Annotated in this window: 14 protein-coding genes and 2 riboswitches; of the genes, 13 read left to right on the top strand and 1 reads right to left on the bottom strand. The window is 32.4% G+C overall.

The window, feature by feature from the left end; all coding sequences use genetic code 11:
* The first annotated feature begins 1 nt into the window (after position 1).
* From J2Z35_RS04955 to J2Z35_RS04995, 9 genes are all read left to right on the top strand, one after another.
* Complete coding sequence (locus tag J2Z35_RS04955) at positions 2 to 1,156, top strand: glycosyltransferase family 4 protein (RefSeq protein WP_209660045.1); 1,155 nt, start codon at positions 2 to 4, stop codon at positions 1,154 to 1,156.
* A gap of 15 nt (positions 1,157 to 1,171) precedes the next feature.
* A complete protein-coding gene (locus J2Z35_RS04960; protein WP_209660047.1) occupies positions 1,172 to 2,314 on the top strand; it encodes a glycosyltransferase family 4 protein in 1,143 nt (380 codons plus the stop codon).
* Between the two features lie 110 nt (positions 2,315 to 2,424).
* Complete coding sequence (locus tag J2Z35_RS04965) at positions 2,425 to 3,945, top strand: lipopolysaccharide biosynthesis protein (protein ID WP_209660049.1); 1,521 nt, start codon at positions 2,425 to 2,427, stop codon at positions 3,943 to 3,945.
* Between the two features lie 22 nt (positions 3,946 to 3,967).
* Positions 3,968 to 5,572: a DUF4832 domain-containing protein gene (locus J2Z35_RS04970; protein WP_209660051.1), complete on the top strand. Its 1,605-nt coding sequence runs from the start codon at positions 3,968 to 3,970 to the stop codon at positions 5,570 to 5,572.
* A gap of 288 nt (positions 5,573 to 5,860) precedes the next feature.
* A riboswitch (cyclic di-GMP riboswitch) is annotated at positions 5,861 to 5,944 on the top strand.
* A 68-nt stretch (positions 5,945 to 6,012) separates the two neighbouring features.
* On the top strand, positions 6,013 to 8,526 hold the full coding sequence (locus J2Z35_RS04975; protein WP_209660053.1) for a DUF4832 domain-containing protein: 2,514 nt from the start codon (positions 6,013 to 6,015) through the stop codon (positions 8,524 to 8,526).
* Positions 8,527 to 8,767: 241 nt separating this feature from the next.
* Positions 8,768 to 9,484, top strand: a complete 717-nt coding sequence (locus J2Z35_RS04980; protein ID WP_209660055.1) for a pseudouridine synthase — start codon at positions 8,768 to 8,770, stop codon at positions 9,482 to 9,484.
* Between the two features lie 79 nt (positions 9,485 to 9,563).
* The gene (locus tag J2Z35_RS04985) at positions 9,564 to 10,238 is read left to right on the top strand and encodes a TIGR04283 family arsenosugar biosynthesis glycosyltransferase (RefSeq protein WP_209660063.1); all 675 of its coding nucleotides are present in this window, start codon (positions 9,564 to 9,566) and stop codon (positions 10,236 to 10,238) included.
* Between the two features lie 108 nt (positions 10,239 to 10,346).
* A complete protein-coding gene (locus tag J2Z35_RS04990) occupies positions 10,347 to 11,048 on the top strand; it encodes a TIGR04282 family arsenosugar biosynthesis glycosyltransferase (RefSeq protein WP_209660065.1) in 702 nt (233 codons plus the stop codon).
* Positions 11,026 to 12,024 carry a phosphotransferase gene (locus tag J2Z35_RS04995; RefSeq protein WP_209660067.1) on the top strand — a complete coding sequence of 333 codons (999 nt, stop codon included), beginning with the start codon at positions 11,026 to 11,028 and terminating at the stop codon, positions 12,022 to 12,024. The genes J2Z35_RS04990 and J2Z35_RS04995 overlap by 23 nt, the downstream gene beginning before the upstream one ends.
* A gap of 78 nt (positions 12,025 to 12,102) precedes the next feature.
* Here J2Z35_RS04995 and J2Z35_RS05000 read toward each other — a convergent pair whose 3' ends face one another.
* A complete protein-coding gene (locus J2Z35_RS05000; protein WP_330623391.1) occupies positions 12,103 to 13,464 on the bottom strand; it encodes an APC family permease in 1,362 nt (453 codons plus the stop codon).
* A 70-nt stretch (positions 13,465 to 13,534) separates the two neighbouring features.
* Positions 13,535 to 13,631, bottom strand: a riboswitch (glycine riboswitch).
* A 380-nt stretch (positions 13,632 to 14,011) separates the two neighbouring features.
* Here J2Z35_RS05000 and J2Z35_RS05005 point away from each other — a divergent pair.
* The 4 genes from J2Z35_RS05005 (at position 14,012) to J2Z35_RS05020 (ending at position 17,010) form a co-directional block, all read left to right on the top strand.
* Positions 14,012 to 14,617, top strand: a complete 606-nt coding sequence (locus J2Z35_RS05005) for a TetR/AcrR family transcriptional regulator (RefSeq protein ID WP_209660069.1) — start codon at positions 14,012 to 14,014, stop codon at positions 14,615 to 14,617.
* Positions 14,618 to 14,746: 129 nt separating this feature from the next.
* On the top strand, positions 14,747 to 15,184 hold the full coding sequence (locus J2Z35_RS05010; RefSeq protein ID WP_209660071.1) for a hypothetical protein: 438 nt from the start codon (positions 14,747 to 14,749) through the stop codon (positions 15,182 to 15,184).
* 16 nt (positions 15,185 to 15,200) lie between these two features.
* Positions 15,201 to 15,641 (top strand): hypothetical protein, encoded by a 441-nt coding sequence (locus tag J2Z35_RS05015; protein ID WP_209660073.1) that lies wholly within the window; start codon positions 15,201 to 15,203, stop codon positions 15,639 to 15,641.
* Positions 15,642 to 15,831: 190 nt separating this feature from the next.
* The gene (locus tag J2Z35_RS05020; protein WP_209660075.1) at positions 15,832 to 17,010 is read left to right on the top strand and encodes an acetyl-CoA C-acetyltransferase; all 1,179 of its coding nucleotides are present in this window, start codon (positions 15,832 to 15,834) and stop codon (positions 17,008 to 17,010) included.
* Positions 17,011 to 17,067 lie beyond the last annotated feature (57 nt).

The raw sequence follows: 17,067 nt of genomic DNA on the forward strand, positions 1-17,067 counted from the left end.
TATGTCAGATAAAAAAAATATTCTAATAGTCCCCTCGTTTTTAGCCGATACTTACTCTAATATAGAAGATATATATGTAAGAATGTCAAAAGATCTTAGAGGTGAATTTAGATTCATTTGGCTTGTAAGAGATCCACTTAGTTCAAAAGAAAGATATAAAAATGAAGAAAATAGGGGTAAGATATTAAAAACGAGATACGTAGAAAATCTTGAAAATATAGGGATAAAAGTAATAGAGAGAGAAATATCTAGATTTAATTTTTTTAAAAATTTTTCAATATTCAAAAAAATATTCAAAAATTACTCTATAGATGCTGTATACACTCACTTTGATTTTGAAAAATATTATGCCTGTTTTTTTGGAAAATTGTTTAGGAAAAAAGTTTTTTTCAACGAGCATATGTATTATGGTTCCAATAAACCTATTTTGCTAAAGACCCTTAGAACTTCATTTGTAAATAATTTTACAGATGTGGTAATAGCAGTGTCTGGATTTGTTGGTATGAGTTTTAAACCATCAAAGACAAAAATACTTTATAATGCTATAGAAATTCCTGATGAGGACAAAAGAGATAAAAAAGAACTGAAAAAACTTTTAAATGTACCTGAAGATTCGAAAGTGGTTCTTATGGTAGCCGCATTTAGGCCAATAAAAAGACATGATGTAGCACTTGAAATTGCAAAAAAAATAATTGAAAAAGAAGAAAATGTAACATTTGTTTTTACTGGAGGAGGAGAGACTCTAGAAGGATATCTTAAAGCAAAAAAAGAAATACAAGAAAAAGAAAGGATAATATTTACAGGACATGTAAATAACATAGAAGATTATTATCATATTGCTGATGTTAGTATATTGACCTCAGAATTTGAACCTTTTGGATATGCGGTAATTGAATCTATGGCTAGAAAAGTACCAGTTATTGCATTTTTAGGTACAGGGGGTCCGGCTGAAATTATATCAGACAAAATTGATGGATACTTGGTTCCTAAAAATGACATTAATTTTTTCTCAGAAAGACTTGCTCTTCTTTTAAGAGAGGATACTTTAAGAGATTTAATGGGACAAAGAGCAAGGGAATCAGTAATTAAAAGGTTTACCTATGAGACTTGGCTTAAAAATATATCTAATATATTTCATGAAGAATTAGATAACTAAAATGGAGGTGACTCTATGGATAAAATAAAGATAGGTATTCTTTGTGCAAATTGTTATCCTCTTTTTGATACAAATAGTAAAGCTGGATTTGGAGGAGCCGAAGTAGATCTTTATAATCTGGGGATATATCTTGCTGAAAACTCTAAGTTTGAAGTAACATTTTATGTCGGAGATTTTGGACAAAATGAAAATATTAGATATATAGAAGATGTAAACTTAAAAAAAATAAAAATGTTTGGATGGACTAATAAAACCATCCTTCAAAAGATAATTTTTTATAGTAATCTTATAAAAGTCCTTTTAAGAAGTGAAGCAGATGTAATACTTACCGAAATGGCTAATGATATGGTAGGATGGGCAGGCCTCTTCTTTAAATCAATTAAAAAAAAGAGGTTTATCCATAGACTGGCATCGGATAACGATGCTCTTTACGACGATAAAGCTGTATCAGGTAGATGGCTGACTCATAATCTATATAGTTTCGGTCTTAAAAAGGCAGATATTATATTTAGCCAAACCGAAAAACAAAAAAAACTTCTAAAAGAACATATGGGATTTGATAGCGAGGTAGTTCCAAATGGATTTCCATTTAAAGAAGTTAATACAAAAGAAAAGTCGTATATATTATGGGTGGGAAGAGCAGTTGAACTTAAAAGGCCAAAGCTTTTCATAGAGCTTGTTAAAGCTGTTCCTGATAAGGATTTTTTAATGATAATGCCATTTGCAGGACAAGAAACACCAGATGGTTTTAAAGAAGAAATTCAAAAATGTATCTATGATGCGAAAAAATTAAATAACTTTAAGTATATTGAGCATGTACCGTTTAAAGAAATTCAAACGTATTTTAATAAGGCAGCCTTACTTGTGAACACATCGGAGTATGAGGGTTTTCCAAATACATTTATTCAGGCCTGTATAGGAAGTACCCCAATAGCATCATTAGATGTAAATCCAGATTCTTTTATCTCAAAAAATGAAGTAGGTATTTGTTGTGATGGAGATATCAATAAGCTTATTGATTTTACTAATAATTTAAATGACAATAATATAAAATTGTATGGAGCTAACGCGAATAAATATTTTAAAGATAATCACAGCATTGAAGTGATGGGTAAACCATATGAAGAAGCAATTTTAAGCTTTTTTCCTAATCATTAAAGTCATTAAGTACAGATATTTAAACCTATTATTTAAATCACTATCCCAAGGCCTTGATTTATTAATAAGCAATTAATTTTCGTCATAAGATGAAGAATGTGGGTGAGATTATGAGTAACAACATTAAAAAAGATGCACTCTCATCATATACTAATTTATTCGTTTCTATACTAGCAGGGTTTATTGTAGTCCCTATAATAGAGTCGAATGTAGGAAAGAGTTATTTTGGGATATATCAGTTTATATTCACCTTAACGGCATATTCTGAGCTTATGACTATGGGACTTGGAAAAACAGTAGAGAGATATGTAGCCAAATTTTCGGTTGAAAAAAAGATATCACAAGAAAGCTTAATGTTATCTATGGTTCTTTCTATATATATTGCTACCGCTCTAATATTTTTAATAGCTTCAGGAGTTATTTATATTCAGTTTGGAAATATATTCAATTTCACTGGTGATGAACTATCTATTGCAAAAATATGTTTTATTATAGCAGCTATCAGTGCAGGTCTAAATATTCCAGCTTCAGTTTTCCAGTCGTTTCTTAGAGGAAAAGGAAAATATTCATTTGTTTTTAATATAGGGACGATACAAGTTGTTGCAAGACTTTTTCTTGTGGCTATATCATTAAATCTTGGTTATGGAATAATTTCAGTATTTATAATAGATACAGTTTTATTCCAAGGAGCTAATTTCGTATATATATTAAGGGCTATTAGCAAAAATAAAATAGAATTACAACTTTTTAAATACGATAAAGAACTTTTTTCAGAGCTTTTTAAATATAGCTCTTTTGTATTTCTCGGAGGAATGGCTCAAACACTATACTGGAATACTGACAATATAATCCTTGGAGTCTTTACAGATACTGAGACTATAGCTGAATATGCTCTAAGTCAAAGGCTTATAAATTATTTTTATAGGTATGGAACTGCATTTTCAGGTCTTTTTTTACCGAAACTTATGGAGTATCATTGCATAGAAAATCAGAAGGACTCCAAAGAGATGATTGTTAAGCTCTTTACAAGAGGCTCTAGACATCAAGGGATACTCACATCTTTTGCTATGGTTAATTTTTTAATATTAGGAAGAGATTTCATAGCACTTTGGGTTGGAGATGGTTATCATATGACATATATATACACAGTGATAATTTTAATTCCTTTTTGGCCAGTTCTTACTCAATCAACAGGCATAGAAGTACTTTATGCAATGAAAAAACATAAAATTAATACTATTATATATTTTGGAAATGCAGTTATAAATGTAATTTCCACAATTTTTTTGGTTCAAATCATTGGTCCTATGGGTGCGGCTATATCTACAGGAGTAACTGTATTTATAGGATCATTTGTTCTTACAAATATATACTATAAGTATTTGCTTAATATGAAGCTTTCTGATTACTTCATTGAGGTTTTTGGAAAAAATCTTCTAGTTTCAGGGATTATACTAGTATATGGACATATACTTAATTTATGGATTACAGATGTTAATTTTTTGAATTTTACATCAAAAACACTAATGATAAATATAGTATGGATACCTGCAATACTTTTTATTTTGCTAGATTCATATGACAGAAAAGTATTTTATAAGATGTTAAAAATTAATAAACGTACCGTTTGAAAACCAGAGTGAGGTGGTTATTTTGATTAAAAAAGGTTTTATTTCAATAACTATGATAGTAGTTATAGCTTTAGTAGCTATAACATTTTTTCTTATAGTAAATCAAGGTAAATCATCTCCTTCATCCATGAATGAAGTAGCTTTTCAAGAATCATTTGAGTATATTGTAAATCCCTATATGGGGGCTGTAGCTCCAGCGAAATATAGGACTAGGCAAGTAGATGGATCTTTAGTTACGGCATCCTATACATGGAGAGATATAGAGCTGGAAAAAGGAGTTTATGATTTCAGACAGGTTGAAAATGACAATAATTTCTTTTACTGGACAAATGAGATGAATAATAACTATGTATTTATATTTCAAATGGACGTACCTAAACTTACTTGGGAGATAGGGTATGATCAAATGGATATACCTCTTTGGCTCTATGAAGAGCTAAGACAAGAAGCTATAACGACTTATACTATCCTTCTCGAAGAAGCTGTAAAGGAAAAAGATAGAAATAAAATAAGAAGCTATACAAACAGCCTATATAAGATACAAAATGATGAAGAAATAATAGAAGATTTTAATGAAAAAGGAAATATTACAGCTGATATACCTGGAGTAGGAACCTTTTATAGATATTATCTTGAAACAAAAGACGGAGCTGAGATAAGGGGAGGATTCAGTCCTAATTATTCCAGTAAGTTAGTGATTGATTATCACAGAAAAATAATGGAAACACTAGCGGAGCGTTATGATAATGAAGTGACCTATGCAGTAATCATGGGAAGTCTTGGCCACTGGGGAGAGATGCATACTCATTATATCCAAGGAAGAGAAGAATCTGGAAGATATCCAGTGAAAGAAATAGCTCAGCAGTATGAAAATGTCTATGCTGAGGTTTTTGAAAATGTAATTATTTCTTCAAGATACCCAAGGGAGGTTGCAAAGGAAAATAATTTTGGACTTCATTCCCATTCTTTTGGAGACCATTTTAGTATATATGACCTTTATTTGGACCATATCCAAAATGGATACACTGATTACTATACAAAAGATAAGCATCCTGGTATGCCGGAGTTCTGGAGAAACGCACCATCAGGGGGAGAGTTTCTTTATACAGGAGACCAAAGATATCTCAAAGATGAAAATATTGAATCAACTATAAAGCAAGCAGAGGATACTCATCTCACTTGGTTTAATGAAGTGTGGTACGGTCTTGATGAAGAGACAGAAAAAAACCAAAATTATTTTTTTAGTAAGATAGGTTATAGATTTGTTCTTGATAAGGCAAGGTATTCTCCTTGGACTTCTCCCACAGGTCCAATAAATATTGAACTTTATATGCGAAATACAGGGACTGCTCCTTTTTACAAAGAGTGGGAAATTAGGGCTCTGCTTATAGACGAAAATAATGAGGTAAAGGCATCTTCCAAGTTAGGAAATATAAATGAATTGAAGGAAAAGGATGAAAAGATATATAAGGGAGATATTTTGCTTCCAAGAAATTTCCAATCTGGAGTATACACACTTAAGATAGGTATATTTGATCCTGAAAAAGATTCTCCTAGAATAAAACTTGCTATAAATAAACCAACCCAAGACTTTCTTTATAATTTGGGAGAGATTACGATAAGATAAATTATATTAAACAAGAGCAAAGATGGAATTAAATTTATATTGTATTTTTAACCTAGTTGAGTATAAAGGTGATACACAATGAGTTGAAGTGTATCACCTTTTAAAATGTTAAAAAATTTTATTTTAAATTTAAATTAGTAAAATAACTTAAATTTCAATACTTGAAACAAAAATTTTATTTTATTTTTTATTATAATGAGTCTTGTGGACTATTTTCAAGGCTAAAAATCTCTGGTAGTATTTAGTTACAAATTGGAAACAATTTTTAAAACAAAAAATTCAATGCATTCATGAAAAAGGCAAACTTATTGAAAGATAAGGACGCAAAACCACGGATCTAAAGCAATACGCCAAGATAGCCGGGTTACCATGATGGAGCAGCTTATGCTGACATCTCTTTTTCAAATCTTGTGCATTTGGATTACGGAGGTGTTTTTTTAATGTCGTTAGATTTTAAACCAGTTTTAAAAAAGATAGCTACAGGTTTTCTGGCAGTTACGATGGTAATGACAAGCTTTTCTGGAGTTTTTGCTCAACCGGTAGAACCTCCTGTAATGAAGACTGTTAATTTTCAGGAGTCATCAGATTATATGGTAAACCCTTATATGGGAGCAGTAGCCCCAGCTATGTATAGAACAAGACATGTGGAAGGAAGTCTAGTTACAGCATCCTATACATGGGGAGAGATAGAAAAAACTAAAGGTGTGTATGACTTCTCGGATGTAGAAGCTACAAACAATTACAACTATTGGATTCATGAAAAAAACAACAAATTAATGGTAATGTTTCATATGGATCTTCCTTTATTAAACAGAAATATAGGTTATGATCAAATGAATATTCCTCTATGGCTTTATAATGAGCTTAAGGATGAAGCAAGAGCAAATTATACAAAGCTTCTAAACGATGCAAAAGCAGCAGGAAATACTGCAAAGGTAAATGAATATACAGACGCACTTGACAAAATAAATAATGACCAAAGAGTAATAGATGAATTTAATAGAACAGCTTCAAAGGCTGCAAATATTCCTGGAGTAGGAACGTTTTACAGATATACTATGGATACAATACATGGTGTAGAGCATAGAGGAGGATTTAGTCCTAACTACTCAAGCCCTCTTCTTCTTGAATACCACAATAAAGCTCTACAAGCTATGGCTCAGAGATATGATAACTCAAATACATATGCGGTAGTTATGGGAAGTCTTGGACACTGGGGAGAAATGCATACTTATTATATCCAAGGACAAAATGATGTAGGAAGGTATCCTAGAAAAGAGATTTCATCAAAATATGAGCAAGCGTATGCAGACTATTTTAAAAATGTCCATGTAAGTATGAGAAATCCAAGACAAGTTGGAGTTACAAACAACTTCGGACTTCATGCCCATTCATTTGGAGACAACAACAGTATATACAATCAATATATTAAAGAGTATCAAAATGGATATGTAGACTACTCAACTGGAGATAGTCATCCAGCGATGAGAGATTTCTGGAGAAATGCACCTTCAGGTGGAGAATTCCTTTACACTGGAGACCAGAGATTCTTAAGCAATAGTAATATAGAAAACACAATACAACAAGCTAGAGACACATATCTTACTTGGTTTAATGAAGTATGGTATGGAATGAATGCAGAAACTACGAAAAATCTTAATTATTTTTACAGCAAAATAGGATACAGATTTGCAATAAAAAATGCTACATTTAATGAAACTGTAGAGGCTGGGCAGCCTATAAATCTTACAAGTACTTGGAGAAACTCAGGGACTGCTCCTTTCTATAAGAACTGGCCTATAGTTGCAGAGCTTAGAGATGCAAGCGGTCAGGTAGTATCCACATCAGTACTTAAAGATAGCGTTAGAAGCTTGTTCCCGAATACTGAAGAAACCTATGATTCATCTATAGTTACAGATGCAAATCTAGCTCCTGGAAACTATGATATGTTTGTAGGTATAGTTAATCCGGAAACTAATAAAGCAGAAATTAAACTAACAATTCAAGCTTTAGGACAAAATAATATGTATAAAATAGGAACAGTAGCAGTAGCTCCTTCAGTAATAGTACCACCGGTAGTTGAAGAGCCAATAATCGATGAACCAATAATTGACGAACCAATAATCGATGAACCAATAATCGATGAGCCAATCGATTCTCCGGATTACAATGTTACAGTATATGGTGCAGACAGCCTTATGATATACTCTAATGATATTACTTCTCAGTATGCAGGAGTGATTAGAGATGCAAATGGAAGAGACATCACAAATGAAGAACTTGTATGGTCAGTAAACGGAGTAAACGGAGTTAATGTAAGTCAAAGTGGATTACTTGAAGTAACCTCTAACGCTTCAGAAGGAACAGCAGTACTTTCTGCTCACATTAAAAATCATCCTTCAATTAAATTTGAAAAGATGGTAAGCTTGACTAAATTTAACCCACAACCGGCTCCAACACCAGAGCCAGAACCAACACCAGTGCCAGAACCAACACCAGTGCCAGAGCCAACACCAGTGCCAGAGCCAACACCAGAACCAACGCCAGTACCAGAACCAACGCCAGTACCAGAACCAACGCCAGAGCCAATTCAATACGATATGACGGTATACGGAGCTTCAAGTCTTCTTATCTATCCAAATGATATTACATCTCAGTATAGTGCAGTCCTTAGAGATTCAAGAGGAAGAGATGTAATGGATAAAGATATAGTATGGTCAGTAAGAGGAGTTAATGGTGTATCGGTTGACCAAAGAGGTCTGTTTACGGTAAAATCTAGTGCATCTGAAGGAACTGCAACAATAACTGCAGCTATGAGAGATGATTCTTCGGTTAAGTTTGAAATGCATGTAGAATTAAATAAATTTCAAGAAAATACAGTAACAAGACCAACAAAGCTAAGACCATCAAATAATTTTAAAGTGAATAACAAATTTAACAGATCTAGAAGATAATTAAAGACAAAAGTCTCATCAATTAAAGCAGTTGAAAATTGCCTATAAGACATGAGAAGCTTGCTTAATTAATAATAGAAAGGCAGATGCATAGCATCTGTCTTTTTATCTTTGGCTTAATACTTTCTGTTTAGTATGATATATTATAAATAGTTGAGAATTAAAGTGAAAATATATGCTTAATTAAAGTGAGTTTATTTCTAAAGCTATAATTTCCAATTTTAGTTAGGAGTATAGATTAATGAGATTGAATAATTACATAAGCTCTTCTGGAATATGCTCAAGAAGAGAAGCTGATAAATGGATTAAGGAAAAGAAAGTAAAGGTAAACGGAAAGTTAGCTGATGTTGGAACAAAAGTATCTGAAGATGATGTTGTAGAGGTGATGGGAAAGACGGTAAAACCCAAGCAAAATAAGGTATATATAGCTTTTAATAAACCGGTTGGAATCACCTGTACCACAGAGAGTCATATAAAAGGAAATATAGTTGATTTTATAAATCATAAAGAACGGATATTTCCCATAGGAAGACTTGATAAAGATTCTCAAGGTCTTATCCTTCTTACAAATGATGGTTCTATAGTAAATGAAATACTTAGAGAAGAAAACAATCATGAAAAGGACTATATAGTTACAGTTGATAAACCGATTATAAAAAGTTTTTTAGTATCAATGTCTAAAGGAGTAAAGATATTTAATCCTGTCCAAAAAAAATATGTAATTACAAAGTCCTGTAAAGTGGAAAAAATAAACGACAAGACTTTTAAAATAACCCTTTCTCAAGGTTTAAACAGGCAGATAAGAAGAATGTGCGAAGTGTTAGGATATAAAGTTATAAGGCTTAAAAGAGTTAGAATAATGAATATAAAGTTGAATGGGATTCCTGAAGGGACATATAGAAATCTTTCGGAGGAAGAACTTAAAATATTAAAGGAACATACAAAAAATAAGAGTTAGACTAGTCGAATAGATAGGATATTTTAAAACTATGATGAGAATCAAAGACGTTTAATAAATATTGTTTAGGAGAGAATATATGGTATCTATTATCATACCAGTTTTAAATGAAGAGAATGTAATAGAAGAAATGCTGCAAAGTTTGTTAAAATTAAAGGGAGATAAAGAAATAATAGTGGTGGATGGGGGAAGTGAAGATAATACAGTTTATCTAGCTTCAAAATACGCTAATGTAATAAAAGGTAGGAAAGGCAGAGCGTATCAAATGAATGATGGAGCCAAGGTAGCCAAAGGCGATATACTCTGGTTTCTGCACATCGATTCCAAGGTCTCTGAAGAGTCTACTTTTTTTATAGAAAAAGCAATAAGCTTAGGAAATATAGGCGGAGGGCTTAGGCTTTATTTTTATGATTTAGATACATATTTTATGAAATTTGTTTCATGGTCATCCAATTTAAGGGCAAAAATCGGTGGTCTTTACTTTGGGGACCAAGGGATTTTTATAAAAAGAGAAGTATTTGAAAAGCTAGGTGGATTTAAAGAGGTGCCTCTTATGGAGGATTGGGATATGGCAATGAGATTAAAAAAACAAGGGAAAATGAAGATGATAGAGACTAAAATAGGAACCTCTGCACGGAAATTTAAAAGTGAAGGACAGCTAAAAACCCTTCTCTTTATGCACAAAATAAAGCTTCTCTACAAGATTGGTGTATCCGAGGACAAGCTAAGGGATATGTATTATAAATCTAGGTGAGAAAGCTTTATGTTAAATTATTATTCCTAAGGCAAATACAAATGTTTTATTTTATCTTAGAAAAGTTTAAGCTTCATTAAAAATCAAAGTATATTAAAGGGGAGAGATATGAAAGGGCTTATACTAATGACTAGGATTCCAGTTCCTGGAAAAACAAAAACTAGACTAATGGATACATTTACAGGATATCAGTGCAGTGAGCTACATAAGGCTTTTTTAAAGGATATTATTAAGGTATTAGAATCAATAAAAAGTAGTACTGATATATTTATTACATACTCAGACGAAGGGGATTTCGAGATTCTAAAGGACATTATACCTAACTGGATAAAAATTTTCCCTCAACATGGAGCAGACCTTGGGGAAAAAATGGAGAATGCCATAAAAAAGGTTTTGGATTTGGGTTACAAAAAAGTGATATTAATGGGCTCTGATGTTCCTCAAATCACTAAAGAGGATATAATAGATGGCTTTAGGCTTCTAAAGGAAAATGACTTGATTCTTGGACCAACCTTTGATGGAGGATATTATATGGTTGGTATGAAAGAACTCCAGGGTATTATATTTAAAAAGGGATTAAACTGGGGTAAAGTTTCTGTCCTTGAAGGAACTCTTGACATCTGCAACAAAAACTGTATAAAAGCAGGTCTTGGAAATAAGCTTATGGATATAGATACCAAAGAAGATTTGTCAAAAATATTAAATGATATAGAGTTAGGACTTCTTAAAGACTTTGAAAGCTCTAATACCATAGAATTAATCGATAGTTATATGAAAGGGGGAGAGTATGCACGAATCACTTCAAATTAAAATAAAAGAGTATATAAAAGATAAAGAAGTTTATAATCACATACACTTAGACAAGGAGTTTTGCATAAGCTTTCTTGCCCAAGGAGAGTACAATATCAACTTTAAACTAGAGGATGAAAAGAGAAAATATGTATTTAGAGTAAATACGGGAAGTCAGATTGAGTCAGATAATCAAATCAAATATGAGTATGAAGCACTTAAAGCTCTTGAAATAAGTGGAGTCACTCCAAATGTTAGATATCTTGATGATTCACTATCTTACATAAAAAATGGAATACTGATTATGGATTTTCTTGAGGGAAGACCTCTTTTATATAATACTGATATGAAAAAGGCTGCAAATATATTTTCTGAAATTCATTCTTTGGACTTGAAAAACATGGAAACTAGCAACTTTATAGTAGAAGAAAATATAATGCAAGATAGAATAAATGAAGGAACAAGGCTTTTAAAACCTTTTTTTGAATCAAAGGATACAGATAAAGATTTGAAAGATTTTTTCTATAAGTTCTTAAACTGGTGCGAAAAAAATAAAGATTCCCAAAAATATTTTAGTGAAAACATATGGCACGTAATAAATAACACAGAGGTGAACTCCCATAATTTTATAATAGGAGAAAAAAGCTATCTTATTGATTGGGAAAAGCCTGTGATTAGCGATCCATCCCAAGATCTGACACAGTTTCTTGCCCCTACCACAACTCTTTGGAAAGGGAATTATATTTTAAGTGAAGAAGAGAGAAGCTTGTTTTTTAATACATACAAGGAAAATATAGGGAAATCAGATACATATATAGAAGAAAGGGTAAAACTATACAACCCATATCTATACTTAAGAGCTTTATCTTGGTGTGCATTTGCCTATACTCAGTATCAAGATGAAGATAAAACTATAAAAAATATGGATACCTATGGAAAGATAAAGGAGTATCTTGATATAGATTTTATGAAAAAACTTTTAAGGGATTATTTTTAACTAAAAGGTCTGATTTAGCATTTGCCGAATCAGACCTTTTAGTTATCAAAATATGGGGAGTGAAAAACTCTAGCTTATTTAGATGTATTTTTTCTTGATATATGAATAAACAGGAACACCTGTAAGTGTTACAAGTAGTCCAAAAAGAGCTGTATATGTATCTGTAAAGATAGTGCTTCCGATTATGTATATTCCACCAGCTATACCTACAAGAGGAACTATTGGGTAAAGAGGAACTTTATAGGCTCTTGGCATATCTTTAAACTTAGTTCTAAGTATGAATATTCCAGCCACAGTTATTATGAAAAATAACCATACCATAAACATAGCTAGATTTGTAAGTATTTCAAAAGAACCTGTCATTACATAAAGAGATGCAAGACATCCTTCCATAAGAAAAGCAGCTACTGGGGTCTTAAAGCGACTATCGATTTTTCCAAGTGTGTTTGGCATTAAAAATAGCTTATCCTTTGCCATTGCATAAGGTATTCTTACACCTGTAATAAGGTAACCATTCATAGCTCCAAATATAGATACCATGATTCCACCAGAAATAAGAGCAGCTCCAGCGCTTCCAAACATGATTACAGCTGCATCTGATGCAGGAGTTACAGACATCATTACCTGCTCTACTGGAATCACATTTATTATTGCGATATTGATAAGTATGTAAACAAAAATTGTAAGACTTAGTCCCATTATTATAGATTTTGGAAGATCTTTACCAGGATTTTTAAGCTCTCCAGCTATATTTGTAACTCCAACCCAACCATCATAAGCCCATAGTGTTCCAAGGATGGCCGCTCCAAAGCCAGATATAGTTGTATTACTCAGTGAAAAAGTACTTGCAGCACTTACTCCTCCTACAGTTCCTTTTATAAATCCAAATAAAATAATGATTCCAATAGGTATGAGTTTTCCTATAGTTGAAATAAGCTGAACTTTACTACCAAGTTTTGTTGAAATCATATTTAAAAATATAAGTAAAAATATAAGTGATATTGCTAGTACCCTTTGATTAACTTCAGAAAGAGGTACGAAAAAAGTCGCCTGAGTTACAAGCATTATAGATAGTGCAGCAGTTACTCCTGGTACATAAATAAGGGATTGCACCCATCCAAATAAAAACGCCAATCTCTCTCCATAAAGTTCCTTTAGGTATACAAATACTCCACCTGTCTTTGGGATTGCAGTTGATATTTCACTGATTGTAAGAGCCGAGGCAATAGTAACAAGCCCACCGAAAATCCAGGCCAATATTCCCATGAAAGGATTACCAGCAGCTGCAAATACAGTTGATGATTTGAAAAATATACCTGAACCAATTACAATTCCTACGACCATCATAATTGCATCTGTAAGCCCTAGATTTTTTGTAAGACTTTCTTTTTCAACTGCTGATTGTTCCATACTTAAATTCTCTTTTAAAATAGCACTCAAATTTAAAACCTCCGTCTTATATGATTTTTTCCATCAAAAAAGGACGAGGAAGAGTAGCACAAATAATGGCTACTTCTTCCCTGTCCTTTTATCTGAAAGATTCCCTTCTCATAGAGAAAGTTGCTCCGTTGATGCCGCATTTAAGCGATCTCTCCAGGGGTGTGTCAGCGTTATTGTATCGAACCTGAAAGCTTCGGTCATTGCCTATAGCGGGGCAAAGCCTTTCTCCTACGGTTACCAAATGGTATCTCCAATAAGCTTCATTCACACATATTTTATTAGTTGTTTGTAAATACTTCTATATTTTAGTGAGATGTAAGTCTATTGTCAACACTTTTTAGAAAAAATAAAAAATTCACAAAATAGTTTTTTTTAATACCATAATTAAACATAACTTATAGAATATCAAATAGATTAAAATTAGATTAGAAATAGGAAAATTAGCCTTAAGAATATTGACTTTTTACAAAAAAGATAATATTCTTAACATAGTTAATAATATTAATGCAGATAAAAATATGGAAAAATATGAAAGCGGGAGGATGAGATGACAGCTAGAGAACTTCAAAAGGAAAAAATAAAGAGTATTCAAAAAGAGAGAATGAAATCATATTTTATAGATGCAGCAAAAAAAATAGTAAAAGAAAAAGGAGTTGCTGGATTAAATGCCAGAAAAATAGGAGAAGAGGCGGGTTACTCTTATGCAACTATTTACAACTACTTTGATGATATGAATCATTTGATGGTTGCTGCAGCATATAGCTTTTTGGAAGAATGCTATCTTGAGCTTTTATCGAATACAGATCATAGTAAAAATGCTCTTGAACAGCTTATTATTTATACAAAAACATATTTTATGTATTTTATAAATAATCCTAAAGCTTTTGACCTTGTTTTACTAGAAAAGCTAGGAGAAAAAACAAAGGATTTTGATGGGAAATCATCAGTTGCTCATGTGCTAAGGGATGCAATTGTGGAATGTGTAAGAGAGGGGTATCTTAAAGAGGAAAATGCAGAGACGGCTCAAAAGATTATAAGTTATTATACGAATGGCAAACTTGTGTTTTGTATAGGAGAAAGAGATGATCTTAGCTCAGAGGATGCTCTAAACGCTATAGACAAGGAAATAAGATATATAATGAGGCAGTGCTAACCAAATAAGATTATTAAATATTGATGATTCAATATTACAAAACTCTACTGGAAACCTGTCTGCTCAAATTATAAGGGGTGGGTTAAAATTAAAAAAAACGGATTGATTATTATGGCAGGGTTGGTGTTTATGTCAGTTATCTTTTCTGGATGCTCTTTAAATACAGCTATTTTGCTTCCCACGGAGTTTCAGAAAGAAATTTATAGTCAAAATAATAAGATAATATCTGAAGACAACTATACTTTTTTAAAAAGAGTAAAATATGACAAAGAAGACTATAAAGCAATAGAATTTGAGGGTTTTTATGGAAGTAATACTCTTGAACTTATGGAGATTGAACAAAGCTCTATAGTAAATATAGATTTTGAATCTGAAATTGTGGAAGGAAAGTTCAAGATAGTACTTATAACTCCCCAAAAGGAGGTTATGAACATTTCTGAAGACACAGAAAAAGGGACGTTTAAAATTATAGCTCCAGAGGGAAACTATGCAATAAAGATAGTAGGAAACAGCGCAAGTGGAAAGGTAATAATCAAAACTAGCAAGGATGATGTATTATCTGGATGATAAGGGGGAAGATATTATGTTTGGGGAAGCTATAGAAAAGCTATTCGAAGTAAAGCAAAAGAAAAACACTCTTCCAAAGACTATAATGACATTTGTTTTATTTTTGGTACTAGCAAATATGCTATTTATTTTTTTCGCATTTGAAGACAGAATCTATGGTGCTTATAAAGAGGATTATGCTCATGTGAAAAGCAATATAATAGAATATAAAACACAAAACGGAAATTACCCTGTTGCTAAAGAAGTAGATTGGTCAAAAGAAAAGAACCTTTATAATTTCCTTATAGACAATAAATTCACAATGGGTTCCACATTTTATTATTTGGATTTAAATGTAATTGAAGGTTTAGAAAAAGTCAAAATGAAATATATAATCGATATTGATAGAGAAATAGTATATACAAGTGAATCAGTCCCTTATAAAAATAAGAGATGGCATATACCCATGATAGATTAAAGGATAGATTAAAAAGCGAAGCTAAAGCTTCGTTTTTTTTGTTCAAAAAATATCAATTGTAGAAAAAATTATACATTAAATATATAATCTAACATGTTAGAAAGTAAATAGAAAAATTGGCATAGATATTGCTCATAAATTAATCAAAGATTTTAACATTTTGTACTAATAAATTGTAGGAGGTAAATAAATGAGAGAAGTAGTTATAGTAAGTGCAGTAAGAACGGCAATCGGAAATTATGGCGGAGCATTGGCAAGCGTTTCCCCAGTGGATTTAGGGGCGATAGCTATTAAAGAGGCTTTAAAAAGAGGAGGAGTTGACCCGACTCATGTAGATGAAGTTTATATGGGTTGTATACTTCAGGCAGGACATGGTCAAGGAGTGGCAAGACAAGCTTCTATCAAGGCTGGAATTCCTGTAGAAGTTCCAGCTACTACTATAAACATGCTTTGTGGATCAGGACTTAGAACAGTATCTTTAGCAGCTCAGACTATTCTTGCAGGAGATAATGATATAGTGGTAGTTGGGGGAACAGAAAACATGAGTATGGCTCCATATCTACTTCCAAACTCTAGATGGGGAATGAGAATGGGAGATGGAAAAGTAGTGGACTCTATGATAAATGATGCTCTTACAGACGCATTTAACAACTACCATATGGGAATGACTGCTGAAAATCTAGCTGAAAAATACAGTCTTTCAAAAGAAGAGCAAGATGAATTTGCAGCTTTAAGTCAAAACAAAGCTGAAAAGGCAATAGCGGAAGGTAGATTCAAGGATGAAATAGTTCCAGTGGAAATACCTCAAAGAAAAGGTGATCCAATTATATTTGATACAGATGAATTCCCTAAAGCTTCAATGACAGCAGAAAAGCTTGGAAAGCTAAGACCAGCATTTAAAAAAGACGGAAGTGTAACAGCTGGAAATGCATCTGGAATTAATGATGGTGCAGCTGCACTTGTTGTAATGTCAAAAGAAAAGGCTGACGAGCTTGGTCTTAAGCCTCTTGCAACTATAGTTTCTTATGCAAACTCAGGAGTAGATCCATCTATAATGGGAATAGGACCAGTTGCTTCTTCACAAAAAGCTCTTGAAAAAGCTGGATTAAAAATAGAAGATATGGATCTTATAGAAGCTAATGAAGCCTTTGCAGCACAAGCTTTATCTGTTGGAAAAGAGCTAAACTGGGATCCATCAAAGGTAAATGTAAATGGAGGGGCAATAGCTCTAGGACACCCTGTGGGAGCTAGTGGAGCTAGAATACTTGTTACTTTACTTCATGAGATGATAAAAAGAGATTCAAAGCACGGTCTTGCAACTCTTTGCATCGGTGGAGGAATGGGAACGGCTCTTGTAGTAAAAAGATAAAAATTCAAAAACCTTCTGCCCCTATTAGGGATGGAAGGTTTTTTTTGAAAGGTTGAT

The organism is Acetoanaerobium pronyense (assembly GCF_017874355.1).
Classification (GTDB): domain Bacteria; phylum Bacillota; class Clostridia; order Peptostreptococcales; family Filifactoraceae; genus Acetoanaerobium; species Acetoanaerobium pronyense.

Excerpts from the sequence above, each read along its gene's own strand:
- J2Z35_RS04955 (WP_209660045.1), top strand. The coding sequence starts at position 2 with ATGTCAGATAAAAAAAATATTCTAATAGTCCCCTCGTTTTTAGCCGAT.
- J2Z35_RS04990 (WP_209660065.1), top strand. The coding sequence starts at position 10,347 with ATGAAAGGGCTTATACTAATGACTAGGATTCCAGTTCCTGGAAAAACA.
- J2Z35_RS04995 (WP_209660067.1), top strand. The coding sequence starts at position 11,026 with ATGCACGAATCACTTCAAATTAAAATAAAAGAGTATATAAAAGATAAA.
- J2Z35_RS05015 (WP_209660073.1), top strand. The coding sequence starts at position 15,201 with ATGTTTGGGGAAGCTATAGAAAAGCTATTCGAAGTAAAGCAAAAGAAA.
- J2Z35_RS05005 (WP_209660069.1), top strand. The coding sequence starts at position 14,012 with ATGACAGCTAGAGAACTTCAAAAGGAAAAAATAAAGAGTATTCAAAAA.
- J2Z35_RS05010 (WP_209660071.1), top strand. The coding sequence starts at position 14,747 with ATGTCAGTTATCTTTTCTGGATGCTCTTTAAATACAGCTATTTTGCTT.
- J2Z35_RS04975 (WP_209660053.1), top strand. The coding sequence starts at position 6,013 with ATGTCGTTAGATTTTAAACCAGTTTTAAAAAAGATAGCTACAGGTTTT.
- J2Z35_RS05020 (WP_209660075.1), top strand. The coding sequence starts at position 15,832 with ATGAGAGAAGTAGTTATAGTAAGTGCAGTAAGAACGGCAATCGGAAAT.
- J2Z35_RS04980 (WP_209660055.1), top strand. The coding sequence starts at position 8,768 with ATGAGATTGAATAATTACATAAGCTCTTCTGGAATATGCTCAAGAAGA.
- J2Z35_RS04965 (WP_209660049.1), top strand. The coding sequence starts at position 2,425 with ATGAGTAACAACATTAAAAAAGATGCACTCTCATCATATACTAATTTA.
- J2Z35_RS04960 (WP_209660047.1), top strand. The coding sequence starts at position 1,172 with ATGGATAAAATAAAGATAGGTATTCTTTGTGCAAATTGTTATCCTCTT.
- J2Z35_RS04985 (WP_209660063.1), top strand. The coding sequence starts at position 9,564 with ATGGTATCTATTATCATACCAGTTTTAAATGAAGAGAATGTAATAGAA.